Raw genomic sequence first — 19,242 nt, 5'->3', positions numbered from 1 at the left:
ACTGGCTATGTCAAAGATTAATTCGATTACACTGGCCATTTTGTCGGTGCTGGCGACTTCATCATCTGTATGGGCTGAAGAAGAAACGTTTGACACCCACTTTATGATTGGTGGTTTAAATGGTGAAAAAATATCACGCTATCTAATTGATGGTGATAAGCCCATGCCAGGCATGTACGAGATGGACGTTTATCTGAATAATCAGTGGCGTGGTCATTATGATATTAATATTAAAACCGATCCCGATGAAACATGTTTATCCTGGGCGCAATTACAGCAGATAGGCATTCGTACCGACGGTATTAAAGCGGATAAAAGCGTGGATTGTGTTCCGCTACGATCAGCAGTCCAGGGCGGCAACATAGGGTATGATATTGGGCAGTTTGCATTAAATCTGAGCGTGCCTCAGGCATTTGTGAACGAATATGAACCGGGTTATATGCCTCCCGAAACTTGGGACCGTGGAATTAACGCATTTTATACGGCTTATTATGCCAGCCAGTATTACAGTGATTATAAACACGGCGGTAATGATAAAAGTAGCTATGTTAATCTGAACAGCGGGTTGAATTTGCTGGGTTGGCAGCTGCATTCGAATGCCAACTATACCAAAGGCAACGAAGGTAGCGGCGAGTGGAAAAGTAATACGTTATATATGGAACGTGGTATTCCGTCAATTCTCGGTACATTGCGCGTCGGGGACATGTATACCGGGGCGGATATTTTTGACGCGGTACGCTTTCGCGGGGTGCGTATCTGGCGTGATATGCAAATGTTACCGAACTCAAAACAGAATTTTACCCCAGTAGTACGTGGTATTGCCCAGAGTAACGCGCTGGTAACCATCGAACAAAATGGTTTTGTGATTTATCAAAAAGAGGTCTCTCCAGGCCCATTTGCCATTGATGATTTGCAGCTTGCAGGTGGTGGTGCAGATCTGGATGTGAGTGTTAAAGAGGCAGATGGTTCGATAAGACATTACCTGGTACCTTATTCATCGGTACCGAATATGTTGCAGGCAGGTGTGGCGAAATATGATTTGGCTGCCGGACGTAGCGATATTGCAGGTGCGAGTAATCAGTCTGATTTTATGCAGGGTAGTTATTTTTATGGCTTGAATAATCTGCTTACAGTTTATGGCGGCTCAATGTTATCGGATAACTATTATTCATTTGTGCTTGGCACAGGGTGGAATACGCCAATTGGTGCGGTTTCGGTAGACGCCACACGATCGCACAGTGAGCAGGATAACGGCGTTTTTGACGGACAGAGTTATCAGGTAGCATGGAATAAATATGTCGCACAGACCGGAACTCAGTTTGCGCTGGCGGCCTTTCGCTACTCTTCGCGGGATTATCGTACCTTTAACGATCACGTTTGGGCGAATAACAAAAATAGCTACAACCGTGATGAAAATGATGTTTATGACATTGCTGATTATTATCAGAATGATTTTGGCCGTAAGAATAGTTTTTCCCTGAACATCAATCAGGCATTGCCTGGCGACTTGGGATTTCTGGCCGTAAGCGGTTTGTGGCGTGATTACTGGCAACGCAGCGGAACGGGTAAAGATTATCAAATAAATTATTCGAACTCCTGGCAACGTATCAGCTATACCTTTGCCGTTAGCCAAACGTACGATGAGGATAATCACGAGGATAAGCGTTTTAACCTGTATATCTCCATCCCATTCTCGTGGGGGGACGGGATATCTACCCCTCGCCGCGATCTGTTTGTCTCTAACTCAACGACATTCGATGATGACGGTTATCAGTCGAATAACACCAGCTTAAGCGGGGTGGCGGGTAATCGCGATCAGTTCAGCTACGGCGCCAACCTCAGTCACCAACGGCAGGGGAATGAAACAACTGCGGGCGGTAATATGGCCTGGCGCGCGCAGATAGCGACCATAGGCGGCAGCTACAGCCAGTCGAATAAGTATCAACAGGCCAGCGGTAATATTCAGGGCGGTGTTGTGGTGTGGTCTGACGGCGTGGCGCTGACGTCACGGCTTTCCGATACTTTCGCCATTGTTAAAGCGCCGGGTTTACAGGGGGCGGCGGTGCAGGGACACCGTTACTTAACAACGGACAGTAAAGGTTACGCTATGTATGACAGCCTGACGCCGTATCGTGAAAATATGCTGATGCTGGATTTGTCCGATAGTAAAAGCGACGTGGCGCTGCTGGGTAATCGTAAAGCTACTGTTCCTTATCGCGGCGCGGTGGTGATGACGGAGTTTGAAACCGATCAGCGTAAGCTATGGTATTTCCTCGCCAAACGACCAGACGGCTCTCCGTTATCGTTCGGCTATGAGGTTGAAGATAGCGCAGGTAATAACGTCGGTCTGATCGGCCAGGGCAGTCGGTTATTTATTCGCACCAACGATATTCCCGCATCGGTACGCGTCGTGGTTAATAAAAATCAGGGACAATTCTGCACGATTACCTTCGATAAGGTGATTGATGAGAATAAAGTCTATATTTGCCGATAAGGGATTCGTTTATGAAAAAATATTGGGTTTTAATTTTATGTTTGCTTCCTTTCTTGGTGCAGGCTAAATGTACCTTAGGTTCGAATACATCAGCACAACAAACGATAGAGCTGGACATGACGACAGTAACGGTGGGTTCTCCTGTTCGTCTTGTAATAAACACAAACCTAAACGATACTTTTTCATGTAATGAAAATACAGATTTTATGGATTATACGACGCCATTTCAAAACTATGTCATAGAATTGAAGGAACCCGGTGCGAATAAATCTATTTTTCTAAAGTTTAACATGCTCGAAAACACTGAATTTCCTGTTGCGACGGGTAATGGGGGTGGGGTAATTGCCTCAAAATCATATACAACACAAGAGGCGTTTAACTCAAAACCATTTATTCTTCAAGTTTCATATATAACACCTGGCAGTGCTGATTTAACGATATCTAGTGGTAATACGATAAATTTGGGGCGTCCGGCAATAAATATTTTAGCTGATAATTCATGTCGGAAGAGTCTTGGGGCGTGGCTATGGTGTTGGTTGACAGGTAAACTGAGTGGTAAAAACACTTACGCACAAAATATTACATTTACCGTCAAGCACAAACCAACAACCTGTCGTTTCTCCCAGTCGACATACGAAATTAAGATGCCGAATACGACGCTAAAAGAAATGTTAAGCGCAAACAATACTAAATCTGGTTCCACAGAACTGGAACTGAAATGCGAAAGCATCAATAACGTCACTACCAATCCAGTGAGTTTTAAAGTGGTACGCGGCGACTGGGATAGCAGTGGAACGATACTGAAAAATACCGTAATGAATGGCGCAAAGGGAGTGGGTTTCCAGATTTTTAACGGCAGTGCGACATCGCCGTTGAAATTGGGGGATACGCTGATGAACAAAATAGCTAAACTGACTGAAATCAAAAGTAGTTACACTTTTCCCATCACTGCGAAATATGTTCGCGTAACAGGAGAATCACTACAGCCTGGTGACGTACAAAGTAAAGTGACCTTTGCGGTATCTTACGACTAATTGATTGGTGGTTATCTCACGTACTTTCTTGCTGAAAGTACGTGTTTTTATTCGATTAGCGGTGATAAAAAATCTCGCCATCGTAGGCTTTAATGATCTTAGCATCGGCATCATTGACCAGCACATACGCGCCGCCCATGTAGGTCCAGTGGGTGCCTGCCGTCGGAGCGGGCAGATTGCGTAGATTCCACTGTTTAATGGTGTATTCTTCGGTGAGATACAGTGGTGGAACCTTGTCACCGGGTTTGAAATGGGTGAAGTCAGCAATAAAGCTGCTCAGTTCATACTTATCGATACCGGTGGGGGCAGCTGTTGCGGTTGGCGCGGCCCAGACGACGCTGCTTGCGAGCAGAAGTGCACCCAGCAACATTTTATTCTTCATACCCATCCTCTCTACCTCTTCGGGTCATCAAAATCAGTCATGTATCATTCCTGGCATACCGGATGTCTGACAAGCACTATTTTGTGATCACTCCAGTCATTTCGTAAAAAGTGTAAATGAAAGTACAGAATTGCAGCAACCTTGACCAGTAGTTTCACTGTGAGGGCGGGTAGTACGCCAATTTACATCGCTAAGCACAGGCAGTATCCTGTTACTGAAACCAGCATATTACGTTTGTGTTTCAACGACTCGGGGTGCCCTTCCTGGTGAAGGCTGAGAAATACCCGTACCACCTGATCTGGATAATGCCAGCGTAGGGAAGTCTGACACTGCCCGTGTCCCTTCTTCGCGCGGGCAGGAGCTGAACCATGCAGCCTGACCTGCACAGCCGCGCGCTCGCGGCTCACACTTTGCACCAATTTAGAACCCTATCCCCGCTCACACACTGTATGACCAATGAGGTCGTGCAAAGCTTTACTGCCAATACACTACTGGCGCTGGGCGCATCGCCGGCGATGGTGATCGAACCTGAAGAAGCCAGCCAATTCGCCGCTATTGCCAGTGCATTGCTGGTTAATGTCGGTACCTTAACTCAGGAGCGGGCCACGGCGATGCGCGCCGCCGTTGAGCGGGCTTATCATGCTAAAACCCCGTGGACGCTCGATCCCGTTGCCGTAGGCGCGCTTGAGTTTCGCCGCCGCTTTTGTCTGGATTTACTGTCGCTACAGCCTGTTGCTATTCGTGGCAACGCTTCGGAAATACTTGCTCTGGCCGGCATGAACGGTGGGGGACGCGGCGTGGATACAACCGATACAGCTGTCGCTGCGCTTCCGGCAGCGCAGGCGCTGGCTCGTCAGATTGGGACCATTGTCGTGGTTACCGGCGAAGTGGATTACGTCACCGATGGTCAGCGTACCGTTTGCGTGGACGGCGGCGACCCGTTAATGACTCGCGTGGTGGGCACCGGATGCGCGCTATCAGCGGTTGTTGCAGCCAGTTGTGCCTTGCGTGGTGACCGACTTGATAACGTCGCCTCCGCCTGTAGCTGGATGAAACAGGCCGGGCAAATCGCCACCGAGCAATCAAACGGACCGGGCAGCTTTGTCCCGGCATTTCTCGACGCCCTTTATAACCTGAACGCCCAGGAGTAAGCATGAAACGGATTAACGCATTAACGATCGCCGGAACCGATCCAAGCGGTGGCGCGGGTATTCAGGCCGATTTAAAAACCTTCTCGGCGCTGGGCGCATACGGCTGTTCCGTTATTACGGCGTTGGTGGCGCAAAATACGCGCGGGGTGCAGTCGGTGTATCGTATTGAACCTGACTTTGTCGCTGCGCAGCTGGACTCTGTGTTGAGTGATGTGCGTATCGACACCACAAAAATTGGTATGTTGGCGGAGACGGATATTGTTGAAGCGGTCGCCGAACGTTTGCGTCGTCATCGGGTACAAAATGTGGTGCTGGACACGGTGATGTTGGCGAAAAGCGGCGATCCGTTGCTGTCACCCTCGGCGGTAGAAACGCTGCGTACCCGTTTGCTGCCACAGGTTTCGATTATCACCCCTAATTTACCCGAAGCAGCTGCACTGCTCGGGGCATCGCATGCGCAGACTGAGCAGGAGATGTTAGAGCAGGGAAGAGCGCTACGGGCGCTGGGTTGCGAGGCGGTGTTGATGAAGGGCGGTCATCTGGATGACGCGCAAAGCCCCGACTGGCTCTTTACTCGCGAAAGCGAGCAGCGTTTTACCGCGCCGAGGGTGATGACCAAAAATACCCATGGCACCGGTTGTACGCTATCGGCGGCGTTGGCAGCCCTGCGTCCGCGCCATAACAACTGGGCCGATACCGTACAGGAAGCCAAATTGTGGCTTTCAGCGGCGCTGGCACAGGCAGACACGCTGGAAGTTGGCGAGGGAATTGGTCCGGTGCATCATTTTCACGCGTGGTGGTAATGGGTATACTGGCTGCAGAAACGGCGGCCAGGGAAAAGATAAATGGAACAAGCGCATACCCAGCTTATCGCACAACTGAATGAACGTATTTCAGCGGCGGATAACACGCCGCTGTATATGAAATTTGCGCAGACGGTGAAGAATGCTGTGCGCAGTGGGATCCTGGAACACGGCAATATCCTGCCCGGCGAGCGCGACCTCAGCCAGTTGACCGGCGTTTCTCGGATTACGGTACGCAAGGCGATGCAGGCCCTGGAAGAAGAAGGTGTAGTAACACGTGCCCGCGGTTACGGAACGCAAATCAACAATATCTTCGAGTATTCGCTCAAAGAAGCGCGCGGTTTTTCTCAGCAGGTGGTGTTGCGCGGTAAAAAACCGGATACGTTGTGGGTTAACAAAAGAATTGTACCTTGCCCGGAAGAGGTGGCACAGCAGTTGGCTGTTGTCACAGGAAGTGATGTCTTTCTGCTCAAACGCATTCGTTACGTTGACGAAGACGCAGTATCTATTGAAGAGTCTTGGGTACCCGCACATCTAATTCATGACGTGGATGCCATTGGTGTTTCTCTGTATGACTATTTTCGTAGCCAGCATATTTTCCCACAGCGTACGCGCTCACGCGTTAGCGCCAGAATGCCGGATGCAGAGTTCCAGGCGCACATTCAAATGGATAGTAAAGTGCCGGTACTGGTGATCAAGCAGGTAGCGCTTGATCAGCAGCAACGGCCTATTGAATACAGCATCAGTTACTGTCGTAGCGATCTATACGTTTTTGTGTGCGAGGAGTAGCGCCTCGCGTGATGGGGCGCAATCGCCGCCACGATGCCCAACTACCCATGACGCCACCGCGTTACCTAACAGCACTGAGTCGGCCAGCGTCCAGCCAGACGCTAGTCCGGCCAGCATGCCGCCGGCATGGCTGTCTCCTGCGCCGATAGTATCAATGACCGCCGTTGCAAATGCCGGTACGCAGCCGGATGTCTGTGCGCTGAAATACCATGCGCCGTCTTTATCGTGACGAACGACCACCGGTGCGGCGAAACGCTGCACCCATTCTGCGCCAAAACCTTCCACATCCAGACTCAATGCAAATCGCTCGGCAGCAATTTCCGCCTCCTGACGATTAAGTGACACCAGCGGACGGCGGGCCATAATTCGTACCAGTAAGGGCTCAGGAATGTCGCCGATGCGCGGGCCAAAATCGATAAACGGTGTCACCTCTTCCAGTCCTTCCAGCCACTGCACCAGCAATTCACCGCACGGGGACGCTAGCTGATAACCCGAGAGATACACCAGGCTATGACGCGGGATATCCAGCTGTGCCAGCCAGGCGGCATTCCACTGATTCTCAACGCCGCTAAAGGACATAAAGGTACGTTCGCCATCCGGTTCCACCAGCGCCAGGCACCAGCCGTTATCGCCTTCAGCGTTGTCGATCAGGCTGTGCAGCCCCTCTTTTGCCATCCGATTGCGGATAATGTCGGCCCACACCCCCTGACCCAGCGGTAACGCATTACTGGCGTCGATACCTAAACGCTTGAGCGCTACGGCAATATTGAGCGCGCAGCCGCCAACGTTCACGCCTTGCTGTTTGAGTTCGATGTCACAGCCTCGCCAGGGAAGGGCATACGCATCGGCAATGACATCAATCACCGCTGCACCCACCACCGTTACTGGCCGCTGTGTACGTAACTGCGAGAGAAGTTGTTGCAGATGCGTATTGCTCATAGCGCCTCCCGCTGCTCACGCAGTCGCATTAACCCACTGGCGTAGCGGGTAAAGTCCAGCTGATTAACCGCATCCAACTCCTGCTTCAATGCCGGGTCAATCGCGCCGACGCCGTGCAGCGCGCCACAAATGGCGGTAGCCATCGCTCCGATGGTATCGGTATCGCCGCCGAGGTTCGCGCACAGAATGGCGCAGCGGTTGGGATCGGTCTGCGCCAGTTCGACCATCGCGATGGCGCAAGGCACGGACTCAATCGTACTGGTTCCGGCTCCCACCACCTGATACAGCTGTTCGCTGGCAGACTCAATGCCGTCGGCATTACGGACGATTTTCAGCGCCATCTCAAGGCGTGCAGAGAGAGAGGCGCTAAAGGTAGTGATCCGCTTTTGCTGCGCATGCAGGGCAATGGCAGGCAGCGCATCAACAATCTCTGACCATGTTCCTCCGTCGATGGCGCGCGATACCGCCCACGCGACGACAACAGCACCCGCGATAGCCAGATCCGATTTATGCGTCGGGCTGGAGGCCAGTGCCACGTCATCGATAAAGGCATCAAGATTGCGGGCGGGTAGCAGGCATCCCAGTGGCGAAACGCGCATTGCCGCACCGTTGGTCACGCCATTATTCTCCAGTTCGGCGACAGGTTTGCCGTCGCGAATGGCTTTGAGCGCAATTTTTGAGGTCGGGCCGAGCACGTTTTTATTAAAGGCATCAAATTGCTCGGCCCAGGCCAGAATATTGCGACCAATTACGTCTGGTACAATTTCGCCGTCGCATTCAAGCAGGGCATCTGCCAGACACAGCGCCATAGACGTATCATCAGTGAACTCCGCCTGGTTAAAATAGCAGGCGGCATTATTTTCCGCAGGGCCGGGTAAAAAACGGTCGATCCAACCGAAATGGGCTTTAACCCGGGTTCTTGGCCACAGTTCTGACGGCATGCCCATCGCATCCCCTAACGCCTGCCCATAAAGAGCACCGAGAATACGTTCTGCTTTCATTTTACTTCCCCTTGTTTCAACGCTACATCGCGATCGTCCACCTTAATGGCGGTGATTTCTTTGTCAGATTCGCGAAAGAAAATCATAAACATCACGGCAATGACGGCAATCATGACCGCGCCAAATCCCCACATGCCAGCCCAGTTAAAGGTGAGACCATTAACCGGTTCCTGGTAAGCAAACATTTTTTCCATCATCACGCCGCCCAGACGGTAACCGAGCAGGCTGCCGAATCCCTGACAGCAGAGGGTGATAAGCCCTTGCGCTGCGGTGCGCATGTGAACCGGCGCTTTTTTATCGACATAGATGTAGGCCGTGACGTAATAGAAGTCGTAACTGACGCCGTGCAGCAGAATGCCGAGAAACAGCAGGGCGTAAGTGAAATATTCTTCCGCACCGCCGTAAACGAAAAATCCGTAGCGGATCGCCGCAGTAATAAGACCAAGTAACAATACCTTTTTAATGCCAAAGCGTTTGGTGAAAAATGGTAGCGCCAGCATAAAGAAGATTTCAGAGAACTGGCCCAGCGTCATCCAGCCGGTGGCGTTTTTCATTCCGACCTCTGTCAGGTAGCCGTTGGCGAAGATGTAATAGAACGCCAGTGGCATCGCAAACAGGAAAGAGCAAAAGAAAAAGACGAGGAAGTTCTTATCGCGCAGCAGGATCAGCGCATCCAGACCCAGCATAACTTTGAAATCCATTTTGCCGGTACTTTTTGGCGGCGTATCCGGTAAGAAGAACGCAAAGACGCCCAACAGTGCAGAGCTTCCGGCAGTGATCAGCAGAGGAATATTGGTGGGTGAAATGTCGCTATAGCCAAGCATTTGCGGTAAGAAACCGCAGGCCAAACCAGAGGCAATCCAGCCGATGGTTCCCATCACTCGGATGCGCGGGAAATCACGCTCAACGTCCGGTACGTTGGCAAAAGCAATACTGTTAGTCAGCGCAATCGTCGGCATATAGGTCAACGAATAGGCCAGTAACAGCGGGAAGAATCCGCTGAAGGTGGTTTGCTGGGCGGCGAAGTACATCAGAATAGCGCCGACGAACATCAACACCGCCAGCACTTTTTGCGCGGAGAAAAAGCGGTCAGTGATTGAACCGACCAGAATGGGCGACAGGATCGCGGCGATCGCGGTACAAGCGTAGGACCAGCCGATCTCCCCGGCGCTAAAGCCGCTTTTACTCAGCCACAGCCACAGCGGTACAAACCAGGCGCCCCAGATAAACCACTCTACAAACATCATGAACGACAGCTTAACTGTAGTTTTCATCTTTAAATCCTTCATGACAGGTAAGGTACGCATTGATAGTACCATCTGATAATACCTTTGAAATACCTTTGTGGTCTAAATTTGACCGCCTTAACATTATTTCTTCCTGAATCGAGCCAGCAGAAGTTGCTGAAAAGTGCGCTAAAGATGGAAAAAAAACGCAGTCGGTACCAGGCTTAATGCTGCCCGCAACAAAGCGGGTCAGGACAATCCACATTCCGGTTTCAAATCGGAAATTACGGGAGCATAGCTATGACTGATATTGCGCAGTTGCTTGGCAAAGACGCCGACAACCTTTTACAGCATCGTTGTATGACCATTCCTTCTGATCAACTTTACCTGCCTGGACATGATTACGTCGACCGTGTGATGGTGGATAACAATCGGCCGCCTGCCGTGCTGCGTAACATGCAGACGCTGTATAACACGGGGCGACTGGCCGGGACAGGGTATCTGTCGATTCTACCGGTGGACCAGGGGGTAGAGCACTCCGCTGGCGCATCGTTTGCGGCTAACCCGCTGTACTTTGATCCGAAGAATATTGTGGAGCTGGCTATCGAAGCAGGGTGCAACTGCGTGGCATCGACCTATGGCGTGCTGGCTTCTGTCTCCCGCCGCTACGCGCACCGCATTCCGTTCCTCGTTAAAATTAACCACAACGAAACGCTCAGCTATCCGAATACCTTTGACCAGACGCTGTATGCCAGCGTAGAGCAGGCGTTCAATATGGGCGCGGTTGCGGTAGGGGCAACAATCTATTTCGGTTCTGAGGAATCTCGCCGCCAGATTGAAGAGATTTCTGCAGCGTTTGAGCGCGCCCATGAGCTGGGTATGGTTACCGTGTTGTGGGCGTACTTGCGTAACTCCGCGTTTAAAAAAGATGGTGTGGATTACCATGTTTCCGCCGATTTAACCGGGCAGGCTAACCATCTGGCGGCCACTATCGGGGCGGATATCGTTAAGCAGAAAATGGCGGAAAATAACGGTGGGTATAAAGCGGTTAATTTTGGCTACACCGACGATCGCGTCTACACCAAGTTGACCAGCGAAAATCCAATTGACCTGGTACGTTATCAACTGGCGAACTGTTATATGGGGCGCGCCGGGTTAATTAACTCCGGCGGCGCGGCTGGCGGCGAAACCGATCTCAGTGATGCGGTACGTACGGCGGTGATTAACAAACGGGCAGGCGGCATGGGGCTGATTCTTGGACGCAAAGCATTCAAGAAAACCATGGCCGACGGCGTTAAGCTGATTAACGCCGTGCAGGATGTTTATCTGGACAGCAAAGTTACCATCGCCTGATTACAGCCGGGGTGTCGTTGTGTTAGCGCAACAGTGGACAACCCGGCGGCAGTCTGCAACGTAACGCCTCAGGCAGGATTTCAATATGAAACTCCTGTCCGCTGAGCGGTTCGCCGTCAAGATTAAAGGTAATTTCGTGTGGGGCGCGGATATCAAACCACGATGATGCGCCCTCGATGATGTTAGGGTTGTCTTCGGATTGCGTTAACGCCGAAAGCAGCCCTGGCAACAGTTCTTCGCCGGTAAAAATGCGCAGTTGCAACAGACCATCGTTGATCAGCGCCGTTGGGCAAAGCTGTTGCCCGCCTCCAGCCTGACGACCATTACCGATACCAATCACCAGCGCCTTACCCTGCCAGTGAAAATCTTCCCCACGAATATCGCAGACGTCGGGTTTGAGCGTATCCATGCGCATTAATCCGTGGATAAAGTATGATACGCCACCCAACGCAGCTTTGAGTTTTTCCGGCGTTTCGGTAGTGATACGTGTGCCGAAGCCGCCGGTCGCCATGTTGATAAAACAGGTTTTATCATTGACCTGCACCATATCGATCGCTGTCGCATTTGCGGCGATAGCCAGCTTTAACGCCTTATCGAGGTCGTCGGGTATCCCCACGCTGGTGGCAAAATCATTTGCCGTTCCCAACGGTAAAATACCCAGCGCCGGAATATTGTCGCCCTGCGACTGGATCAGCGCCGTCGAAACTTCGTTGATGGTGCCGTCGCCGCCGCCGGCAATCACCGTTTCAACGCCTAGCTGACGAGCTTCATCAACGTAGCGTTGGGCATCGCCTTTTTCCCAGGTCACGCGAACATGGATTTCCACGCCTTCATCGCGAAGCTTCGCAATGGCATCACGCAGGGGGAGATTATCAGCACTTTTTCCATTGAGGATCAGTAAACTGGCAGGGAACGCTATCATCCGTTTGCCTCACTTTTTTTCGTTTTAACAAGTGTATGCCAGGAAAGTGTTTATGGCGTAAGAACTGACTGAAAGCGCAGGCGAAGAGATAAAAAAAGCCGCAGAGCGCGGCTTTTCAGATTGGGCAGACATTACTGCGGGAACCACTGATCGCTGATTTTCTGGTACGTGCCGTCAGCTTTGATTGCCGCCAGCGCGCTGTTCAGTTTTTCCAGCAGGGCTTTGTTATCCGGGCGAACCGCGATGCCAAGGCCAGTACCGAAGTATTGCGGGTCGGTTACTTTGTCAGTGGCTACGCCTAACTGCGGGTTGGTTTTCAGCCACTCGTTAACCACAGCAGTATCGCCAAATACGCCATCAATACGGCCATTTTTCAGGTCGATAATCGCATTCTGATAGCTGTCGTAGGCCACGGTTTTCACCTCAGGATGTTTATCCTGCAGGTATTTCTGATGGGTGGTGCCGTTTTCCATACCGATGCGCTTACCTTTCAGGTCAGCAAAGGTTTTATAGGTGTCTTTTTTCGCAATCACCAGCGCGGAGTTGGCATAGTAAGGCTGAGTAAATGCTACCTGCTTGCTACGCTCAGGGGTGATATCCATTCCGGAAATAACCGCATCATATTTCTTGAATTTCAGCGCGGGGATCAGGCTATCGAAAGCGTGATTGGTGAAAGTACATTCTGCCTGCATTTGTTTGCACAGCGCCGTTGCCAGGTCGATGTCAAAACCGACAATCTTATTGCTGGCGTCCAGTGATTCAAATGGCGGATACGTGGCTGATACACCGAAACTAATTTTATCAGCAGCTGAGGCGCCAGCGGCGAAAGTAGCAAGTAATGCGGCCAGTACTAACTTTTTCATGGTGGAACTCCCGTCTGTCAATCTTATGATTATTTACCGTGTCTGCGGCGTGGATTAACAATGCCATTTAATGAATTTATATTCAATAAAAATGATTAAGTATTTTTTTTTGACATAAAAAAAGACGGACAATTTAGATTGTTGTCCGTCTTTATATTTTTTGCTTATGCACATTTTTCGGATGGCGGTGTTAGACCTTATCCGACCTACAAAGGCACAAATACCGATTTAATTCCGATGTTCAAACGCCAGCGCTTTACGCTCTATTAAGCGCATCATCAGCGTCAGCAAGCCGTTGACGATCAGGTAAATCACACCCGCAGCACCGAATACCATAACGTCATAAGTACGGCCGTACAGCAGCTGGCTATAACCCATGACTTCCATCAGGGTGATGGTGTAAGCCAGTGAGGTACTTTTAAATACCAGCACCACTTCGTTGGAATATGAGGAGAGGGCGCGTTTAAAGGCGTACGGCAACAGAATCGCCAGCGTATCCTTTTTGCTCATCCCCAATGCACCGCAGGACTGCCACTGGCCTTCCGGGATTGCACGGATAGCGCCGTAGAACAGTTGCGTAGTGTAGGCCGCACTGTTTAACGACAGCGCAATTAAGGCGCATAACCAGGGTTCAGAGAGCAGATGCCACAGTACCGGATATTCTTGCAATGCCGGAAACTGTCCTGGTCCGTAGTAGATCAGGAAGATTTGCACCAGCAGCGGTGTACCGGTGAACAGCGTGATATAAGCGCGAACCAGCCACACCAGTACCGGCGTTTTCAGCGTCAGGATGACGGTGAAGATCAGCGCCAGTACCAGAGCAACCACGATGGAGGCGACCGTCAGCGTCAGGCTTGTATGCAGCCCTTTCAACAATTCAGGTAAATACTCAAGCATCAGCCTGGTCTCCGCTCAAAACGTGTCGCGCGCAGGTCAATGCGTTTGAGAATGTACTGACTCACCAGCGTAATCACCAGGTAAATAGCGGCCGCCACAATGTACCAGGTAAACGGCTCCTGGGTACGGGTAGCGATGCTCTTGGTTTGCAACATCAGATCGTTCACGCTGATAAGGCTGACCAGCGCGGTATCTTTCAGCAATACCAGCCACTGGTTACCCAGTCCCGGTAAGGCATGACGCCACATCTGCGGCATCACCAGACGAAAGAAGATCGCGGCTTTAGACAAACCTAACGCCTGACCTGACTCCCATTGCCCGAGTGGCACGGCCTTCAGCGCGCCACGCAGCGTTTGCGACGCGTAAGCGGCATACAGCAATGACAGTGCAATGACACCGCACAGGAACGGGCTGACGTCGAAGTTTTCGATCTGCATCTGAACCGGGATTTGTACAAACCCGAGATTGATCGTAAAGCCATCGGCCAGCGTCAGCAGCAGTTGTGAGGAGCCGAAATAGATAAACAGAACCACCAGAATTTCTGGCAGACCGCGCAGGATGGTGACCAGGGCCGAGCCCGCCCATGCCACCGGGCGCCATTTTACTGACTCCCAGACGGCAAAAAACATGGCGAGTGCAAGGCCAATAATCAGCGCACAAACGGCAAGGCCGACGGTCATCCCGGCGGCGCTTGCTAAAGGAAAAAATTCATTCATCAAATATTACTTCTGGAACCATTTGTTGTAGATGGTCTCGTAAGTCCCATCTTTCTTCACTTTTTCCAGCGCAGCGTTAAATTTCTGCTGCAGCTCGGTATTGCCCTGGCGCACAGCGATGCCCAGACCAGTACCGAAGTAATCTTTATCCGTGACTTTGTCGCCAACCGCGGCCAGTTTTGGATTGTCTTTCAGCCACTCTGTTACTACTGCGGTATCACCAAAGACGCCGTCAATACGACCGTTTTGCAGATCGAGTTTGGCATTCTGATAGCTGTCATACGGCACGGTAGTCACTTCCGGATGTTTATCCATGATGAATTTCTGGTGCGTCGTCCCGTTTTGAACGCCGACTTTTTTGCCTTTCAGCTGATCAATGCTGGTGTATTTACCCTGTTGGCCAACAAACAGCGCAGAGTTGTCGTAGTAAGGGGTGGTGAACAGAACCTGTTTTTCACGCTCAGGCGTGATGTCCATACCGGCCATCACCGCGTCAAAACGACGGAATTTCAGGCTCGGGATCAGGCTGTCGAAGGCCTGATTGGTGAAGGTACAGGTAGCGTCAATCTCTTTACACAGCGCATTCGCCAGATCAACGTCAAACCCTACGATCTTGTTGTTAGCATCGATCGATTCAAACGGAGGATAAGACGCTTCGGTGGCGAAACGAATGGTTTGGGCTGCGGTAGCGGAAAGGCTAAAACCTGCGATTAGCGCGGCAATCAGAACTTTTTTCATTGTATTGTCCCGAATCTTAGTGAGAAAGGTAGTTTTTAAACGCTTCGGTTTGCGGGTTGGCAAAGCAGCTCGCATCCCCAAACTCGACGATATGACCGTTTTCCATGTACACCACGCGACTGGCCGTTTTACGAGCAACTTCCACTTCGTGGGTGACGATCACCTGAGTAATATTGGTTTCTGCCAGCTCACGAATGATGCTGACGATTTGGGCGGTGATTTCCGGGTCAAGCGCTGCGGTAGGCTCATCAAACAGCAGCACCTGTGGTTCCATCATCAACGCGCGGGCAATGGCCACACGCTGCTGCTGGCCGCCGGACAGATGCAGTGGATAGCGATCGCTGTACGGCTTCAGACGCAGTCGTTCCAGCAGTTTCTCGGCACGCGCCATCGCTTGCTCTTTCGTCAGCCCCAGTACGCGGCAGGGCGCTTCAATCAGGTTCTGCACCACCGTGAGATGCGGCCAAAGATTATATTGCTGGAAGACCATGCCCACGTTTTGACGCAGATCCCGAATGGCTTTATCTGACGGGGTTTTCGTGAAGTCGAAACGGTTACCCGCAATAGAGAGCGTGCCCGAGCGCGGCATCTCAAGCAGGTTGAGTACGCGCAGTAGCGAGCTTTTCCCGGCTCCACTTGGGCCAAGTAACACCAGTGTTTCACCCTGAGGGCAATCCAGCGTGATATCGAACAGCGCCTGATGTGCGCCGTAGAAGCAGTTAATGCCGTTTAATTGAATACTCATTGACACTCGATACTGGCAGTCTGATAGCTATTGAAGCCGCAGATACTACCTTTGACAGAATAGTTATGCAATATTTATGCGTTAAAAGTTAAATGCAAACCGCATTCTTCTCTAAACATAGCACAAAATAGCGGGGCCACCAGTGGGCAAGAATAATTGTCGGCATTCTATGCAGAATGCCAGACAATTAATGGGGGTTATGATTTGGGCGAGTAAATGGCGCGATTAACGGTTTTCGACAGACTGGCGCAACGTCCCGGCTGGCGCGTGTACGCTGCCGCCCAGATAGCGTACATCATCAACGACCCAGCACTGGCCTTCGCGGATCATCAGCACTTCATCACGCCAGCTCTGGTCACCCTGTTTCAGCTCTACGCGTAGCGGAATGTTGCGTGCATCACTATTCGGAATAGTCGATGCGCTGGCGACGCTGGCACTGTCCGGTAACGTAGCCCGACTGGAGAACGGATCGCTGTTAAACAGGTCGCGGTGTGCATTATCGCGGCTGGCGTCGGTCAGCAGTTTAGCCAGGTTGTCGCTAAGGTATGGACGAAGTGGGGTAAGATCATTGTTTCGATGCTGAATACGGTAATCATAGAATTGTTGAGCCACGCTGTCTGGCCCGCCTTCTACGCATGAACCGCTACGCGTGCCGTTATCTTTATAGACCGGCGTCACGGTCGTACAGGCGCTGAGAAGTAGTGCAAATGGAACCAGCAGAGAGAGTTTCGAGTAGCGCATAATGATTTCCTTATTAGCTTTCTACTATTAGTGTTCTACGTTGATAGAATATATCCTTTCAATGATAGTGGATCGGTTCGATAATGCTTTTGAGATCGTGCTCTTAGCGCAAAAAGGAGATTAACCATGCAGTTTTCGACTACCCCTACGCTGGAAGGGCAGAGCATCGTGGAATACTGCGGTGTTGTGACTGGCGAAGCCATTTTAGGCGCGAATATCTTCCGCGATTTTTTCGCCGGCATTCGCGATATTGTCGGCGGTCGCTCCGGCGCGTATGAAAAAGAGCTGCGTAAAGCGCGTGAAATTGCTTTCCAGGAGCTGGGCGAACAGGCCAAAGCGCTGGGTGCTGATGCGGTGGTCGGTATTGATATTGATTACGAAACCGTGGGCAAAGACGGCAGTATGCTGATGGTGAGCGTCAGCGGTACCGCGGTGAAAACTCGCCGATGAAGCGTCTGTTGTGTCTGCTGGCATTTACGCTGTTGCTGGTGGGATGTGCTGGCGAAAAAGGGATTGTCGACAAAGACGGGTATCAGTTAGATACCCGCCGTCAGGCACAGGCTGCTTATCCACGCATTAAAGTGCTGGTTATCCATTACACGGCCGATGATTTTGACTCTTCTCTGGCTACGCTGACCGATAAAAACGTCAGCTCGCATTATTTGATCCCGGCTGTGCCGCCGCTCTACCACGGCAAACCGCGTATCTGGCAACTGGTGCCGGAAAAAGATCTGGCCTGGCATGCGGGGATTAGCTTCTGGCGTGGCGCTACGCGTATTAACGATACCTCAATTGGCATTGAGCTGGAAAACCGCGGCTGGCAAAAATCGGCAGGGATAAAATATTTTGCGCCGTTTGAACCCGCGCAGATTCAGGCGCTGATCCCATTGGCGAAAGATATTATCGCCCGCTACGACATAAAACCGCAGAACGTGGTAGCCCATGCGGACATCGCGCCGCAACGTAAGGACGATCCTGGACCGCTTTTCCCATGGAAAGTGCTGGCCGAACAGGGAATTGGCGCGTGGCCGGACACTCAGCGCGTAGCATTTTATCTTGCCGGGCGAGCGCCTCATACGCCGGTAGCAACCGAATCTTTACTCGATCTGCTGTCGCGTTACGGCTATGAGATAAAATCTGATATGACGCCGCGCGAACAGCAGCGGGTGATTATGGCCTTCCAGATGCACTTCCGCCCGACGCTGTGGAACGGCGTGGCGGATGCAGAAACTCAGGCGATTGCCGAAGCGTTACTGGAAAAATACGGGCAGGGTTAACGCAGAATACCAATGCCTGATGGTGCTTCGCTTATCAGGCCTACGGCTAATTTAGGCTGGATTTTGTAGGCCGGATAAGGCGCTTGCGCCGCCATCCGGCAATGGTTAACGCGGCAGCTTACCGTGGTCGCGCAGCCAGGCCGCGGTACGTTCAATCCCTGCATCCAGCGTCACAATGGGCTGATAACCCAACTCTTCCTGAGCGCGGGTAGTATCCAGCGTAAAATCAAAATTTAGCTTCGAGACGCCGTAATGCGTCAGCTTTGGCTCTTTTGCCGATTTATTGCCTAAACGCTCCATGCTGCGGGCAATCATGTCCAGCATCGGGTAGGGAACGGAGCGGATCCGACAATCAATATTCAGCTCGTCGATGAGCTTCTGCACAATGCTGCGCAGAGTGCGATGCTCGCCGTTGGTAATGTTGTACGCGCGACCTGACGGCAGCTTATCGCAGGCTTGCTGACTTGCCAGCCACATCGCGTGCACTGCATTTTCGTAGTAGGTCATATCTACCAGCGCACTTCCGCCGTGCGGCAACAGGATGCTGCCATAGTGGTACATCATATGGGCCAGGCGCGGGATAAAGACCTTATCGTGTGGTCCGAACAGGCTTTGCGGACGCAATACCGTAAAACGCGTCTGCGGGTTGGCCTGCGCCAGCAACGCGATCACGTCTTCACCAGCTGCTTTGCTGCGGGCAAATTCATTGGCGAAGCGGTGCGGGCGAAAGTCCTCTTTGATATCGCGATGGTGGTGATAATCAAAATAGAGCGACGGCGAGGAGATATGAATGAAGTTGCGAACGCCCCAGGCCACGGCCCACTCGCCCAGACGGCGAGTTGCGCGAACGTTGGCCAGATCGAAGGCTTCCTGAGTTCCCCACGGTGAGGTAAAACTGGAGCAGTGCCACAGCGTGTCGATGCCGGCAAGCATCACTTTTGCTTGCGAAGAAACCAGCTCGGTCAAATCCGCATGCACAAACTCTGCGCCCATTTTCTCCAGCAGCTTGCCCATCGCTTCGTTGCGACCGGTGGCTCTGACACTGACGCCTTTGCTGCATAAAAACTCAACCGCGTTTCGGCCCAAGCCGCTGGTGGCTCCGGTAACCAGTACCTTCATATCAATCCACTGTGTTTAAAAAACGTCGTGCGCATTCTTCCGTGAAATACGC

Annotated in this window: 20 protein-coding genes and 1 riboswitch; of the genes, 8 read left to right on the top strand and 12 right to left on the bottom strand. The window is 51.6% G+C overall.

The features are described from left to right. The first annotated feature begins 7 nt into the window (after positions 1-7). A complete protein-coding gene (locus OGV74_RS14175; RefSeq protein WP_086504336.1) occupies positions 8-2,494 on the top strand; it encodes a fimbrial biogenesis outer membrane usher protein in 2,487 nt (828 codons plus the stop codon). An 11-nt stretch (positions 2,495-2,505) separates the two neighbouring features. Beyond that, positions 2,506-3,528, top strand: a complete 1,023-nt coding sequence (locus OGV74_RS14170; protein WP_286520986.1) for a fimbrial protein — start codon at positions 2,506-2,508, stop codon at positions 3,526-3,528. A gap of 55 nt (positions 3,529-3,583) precedes the next feature. On the opposite strand, the gene OGV74_RS14165 is transcribed toward OGV74_RS14170, so the two are convergent. Then, entirely contained in the window at positions 3,584-3,916 is a 333-nt protein-coding gene (locus OGV74_RS14165) for an RcnB family protein (protein WP_016150637.1), read from the bottom strand. A gap of 234 nt (positions 3,917-4,150) precedes the next feature. Continuing rightward, a riboswitch (TPP riboswitch) is annotated at positions 4,151-4,247 on the top strand. 31 nt (positions 4,248-4,278) lie between these two features. Between OGV74_RS14165 and thiM the strand changes: the two genes are divergently transcribed. From thiM to OGV74_RS14150, 3 genes are read left to right on the top strand one after another with little or no spacing between them, the layout of a single operon-like run. Next, complete coding sequence (thiM, locus tag OGV74_RS14160; protein ID WP_086504335.1) at positions 4,279-5,061, top strand: hydroxyethylthiazole kinase; 783 nt, start codon at positions 4,279-4,281, stop codon at positions 5,059-5,061. A gap of 2 nt (positions 5,062-5,063) precedes the next feature. After that, on the top strand, positions 5,064-5,864 hold the full coding sequence (thiD, locus tag OGV74_RS14155; RefSeq protein WP_086504334.1) for a bifunctional hydroxymethylpyrimidine kinase/phosphomethylpyrimidine kinase: 801 nt from the start codon (positions 5,064-5,066) through the stop codon (positions 5,862-5,864). Between the two features lie 42 nt (positions 5,865-5,906). After that, entirely contained in the window at positions 5,907-6,653 is a 747-nt protein-coding gene (locus OGV74_RS14150; protein WP_003027325.1) for a GntR family transcriptional regulator, read from the top strand. Here OGV74_RS14150 and OGV74_RS14145 read toward each other — a convergent pair. Genes OGV74_RS14145 through OGV74_RS14135 form a run of 3 tightly spaced genes read right to left on the bottom strand, consistent with a single transcriptional unit; the run spans position 6,627 to position 9,867 of the window. After that, on the bottom strand, positions 6,627-7,592 hold the full coding sequence (locus tag OGV74_RS14145) for a PfkB family carbohydrate kinase (protein ID WP_032949628.1): 966 nt from the start codon (positions 7,590-7,592) through the stop codon (positions 6,627-6,629). The two genes, OGV74_RS14150 and OGV74_RS14145, sit on opposite strands and share 27 nt — an antisense overlap. Further along, positions 7,589-8,593: an ADP-ribosylglycohydrolase family protein gene (locus tag OGV74_RS14140; RefSeq protein WP_032949627.1), complete on the bottom strand. Its 1,005-nt coding sequence runs from the start codon at positions 8,591-8,593 to the stop codon at positions 7,589-7,591. Before OGV74_RS14140 ends, OGV74_RS14145 begins: the two co-directional genes overlap by 4 nt. Beyond that, the gene (locus OGV74_RS14135) at positions 8,590-9,867 is read right to left on the bottom strand and encodes a nucleoside permease (RefSeq protein ID WP_003027315.1); all 1,278 of its coding nucleotides are present in this window, start codon (positions 9,865-9,867) and stop codon (positions 8,590-8,592) included. Before OGV74_RS14135 ends, OGV74_RS14140 begins: the two co-directional genes overlap by 4 nt. A gap of 252 nt (positions 9,868-10,119) precedes the next feature. Between OGV74_RS14135 and fbaB the strand changes: the two genes are divergently transcribed. Beyond that, entirely contained in the window at positions 10,120-11,172 is a 1,053-nt protein-coding gene (gene fbaB, locus OGV74_RS14130; protein ID WP_003027312.1) for a class I fructose-bisphosphate aldolase, read from the top strand. Positions 11,173-11,194: 22 nt separating this feature from the next. Here the strand turns inward: fbaB and yegS are convergent, their stop codons facing one another. The 7 genes from yegS to OGV74_RS14095 all read right to left on the bottom strand — a co-directional run bounded on the left by yegS (position 11,195) and on the right by OGV74_RS14095 (position 16,794). Continuing rightward, positions 11,195-12,094: a lipid kinase YegS gene (gene yegS / locus OGV74_RS14125; protein ID WP_003027310.1), complete on the bottom strand. Its 900-nt coding sequence runs from the start codon at positions 12,092-12,094 to the stop codon at positions 11,195-11,197. Between the two features lie 131 nt (positions 12,095-12,225). Then, on the bottom strand, positions 12,226-12,957 hold the full coding sequence (gene artJ, locus OGV74_RS14120) for an arginine ABC transporter substrate-binding protein ArtJ (protein WP_003027308.1): 732 nt from the start codon (positions 12,955-12,957) through the stop codon (positions 12,226-12,228). 228 nt (positions 12,958-13,185) lie between these two features. Beyond that, a complete protein-coding gene (artM, locus tag OGV74_RS14115) occupies positions 13,186-13,854 on the bottom strand; it encodes an arginine ABC transporter permease ArtM (RefSeq protein WP_003840185.1) in 669 nt (222 codons plus the stop codon). After that, complete coding sequence (artQ, locus tag OGV74_RS14110) at positions 13,854-14,570, bottom strand: arginine ABC transporter permease ArtQ (protein WP_003027301.1); 717 nt, start codon at positions 14,568-14,570, stop codon at positions 13,854-13,856. The genes artM and artQ overlap by 1 nt, the downstream gene beginning before the upstream one ends. A 6-nt stretch (positions 14,571-14,576) precedes the next feature. Continuing rightward, the gene (gene artI, locus OGV74_RS14105) at positions 14,577-15,308 is read right to left on the bottom strand and encodes an arginine ABC transporter substrate-binding protein ArtI (protein WP_003027298.1); all 732 of its coding nucleotides are present in this window, start codon (positions 15,306-15,308) and stop codon (positions 14,577-14,579) included. Positions 15,309-15,324: 16 nt separating this feature from the next. After that, on the bottom strand, positions 15,325-16,053 hold the full coding sequence (gene artP / locus OGV74_RS14100; protein ID WP_003027295.1) for an arginine ABC transporter ATP-binding protein ArtP: 729 nt from the start codon (positions 16,051-16,053) through the stop codon (positions 15,325-15,327). A 225-nt stretch (positions 16,054-16,278) separates the two neighbouring features. Then, positions 16,279-16,794, bottom strand: coding sequence for a lipoprotein (locus OGV74_RS14095; RefSeq protein WP_003027292.1), 516 nt, complete (start codon positions 16,792-16,794; stop codon positions 16,279-16,281). Between the two features lie 126 nt (positions 16,795-16,920). Between OGV74_RS14095 and OGV74_RS14090 the strand changes: the two genes are divergently transcribed. Both OGV74_RS14090 and OGV74_RS14085 read left to right on the top strand, forming a co-directional pair. Continuing rightward, on the top strand, positions 16,921-17,244 hold the full coding sequence (locus tag OGV74_RS14090; RefSeq protein WP_001160725.1) for a heavy metal-binding domain-containing protein: 324 nt from the start codon (positions 16,921-16,923) through the stop codon (positions 17,242-17,244). Beyond that, positions 17,241-18,071 carry an N-acetylmuramoyl-L-alanine amidase gene (locus OGV74_RS14085; RefSeq protein ID WP_003027275.1) on the top strand — a complete coding sequence of 277 codons (831 nt, stop codon included), beginning with the start codon at positions 17,241-17,243 and terminating at the stop codon, positions 18,069-18,071. The genes OGV74_RS14090 and OGV74_RS14085 overlap by 4 nt, the downstream gene beginning before the upstream one ends. A gap of 105 nt (positions 18,072-18,176) precedes the next feature. On the opposite strand, the gene OGV74_RS14080 is transcribed toward OGV74_RS14085, so the two are convergent. Beyond that, positions 18,177-19,190, bottom strand: coding sequence for a 3-beta-hydroxysteroid dehydrogenase (locus tag OGV74_RS14080; protein WP_003840192.1), 1,014 nt, complete (start codon positions 19,188-19,190; stop codon positions 18,177-18,179). Positions 19,191-19,242: the final 52 nt, after the last annotated feature.

Source organism: Citrobacter sp. Cf116, from assembly GCF_030336505.1.
Lineage (GTDB): Bacteria > Pseudomonadota > Gammaproteobacteria > Enterobacterales > Enterobacteriaceae > Citrobacter > Citrobacter freundii.
The sequence above is the reverse complement of the archived record's forward strand: the minus strand, read 5'-3'. Positions and strand labels throughout refer to the sequence as shown.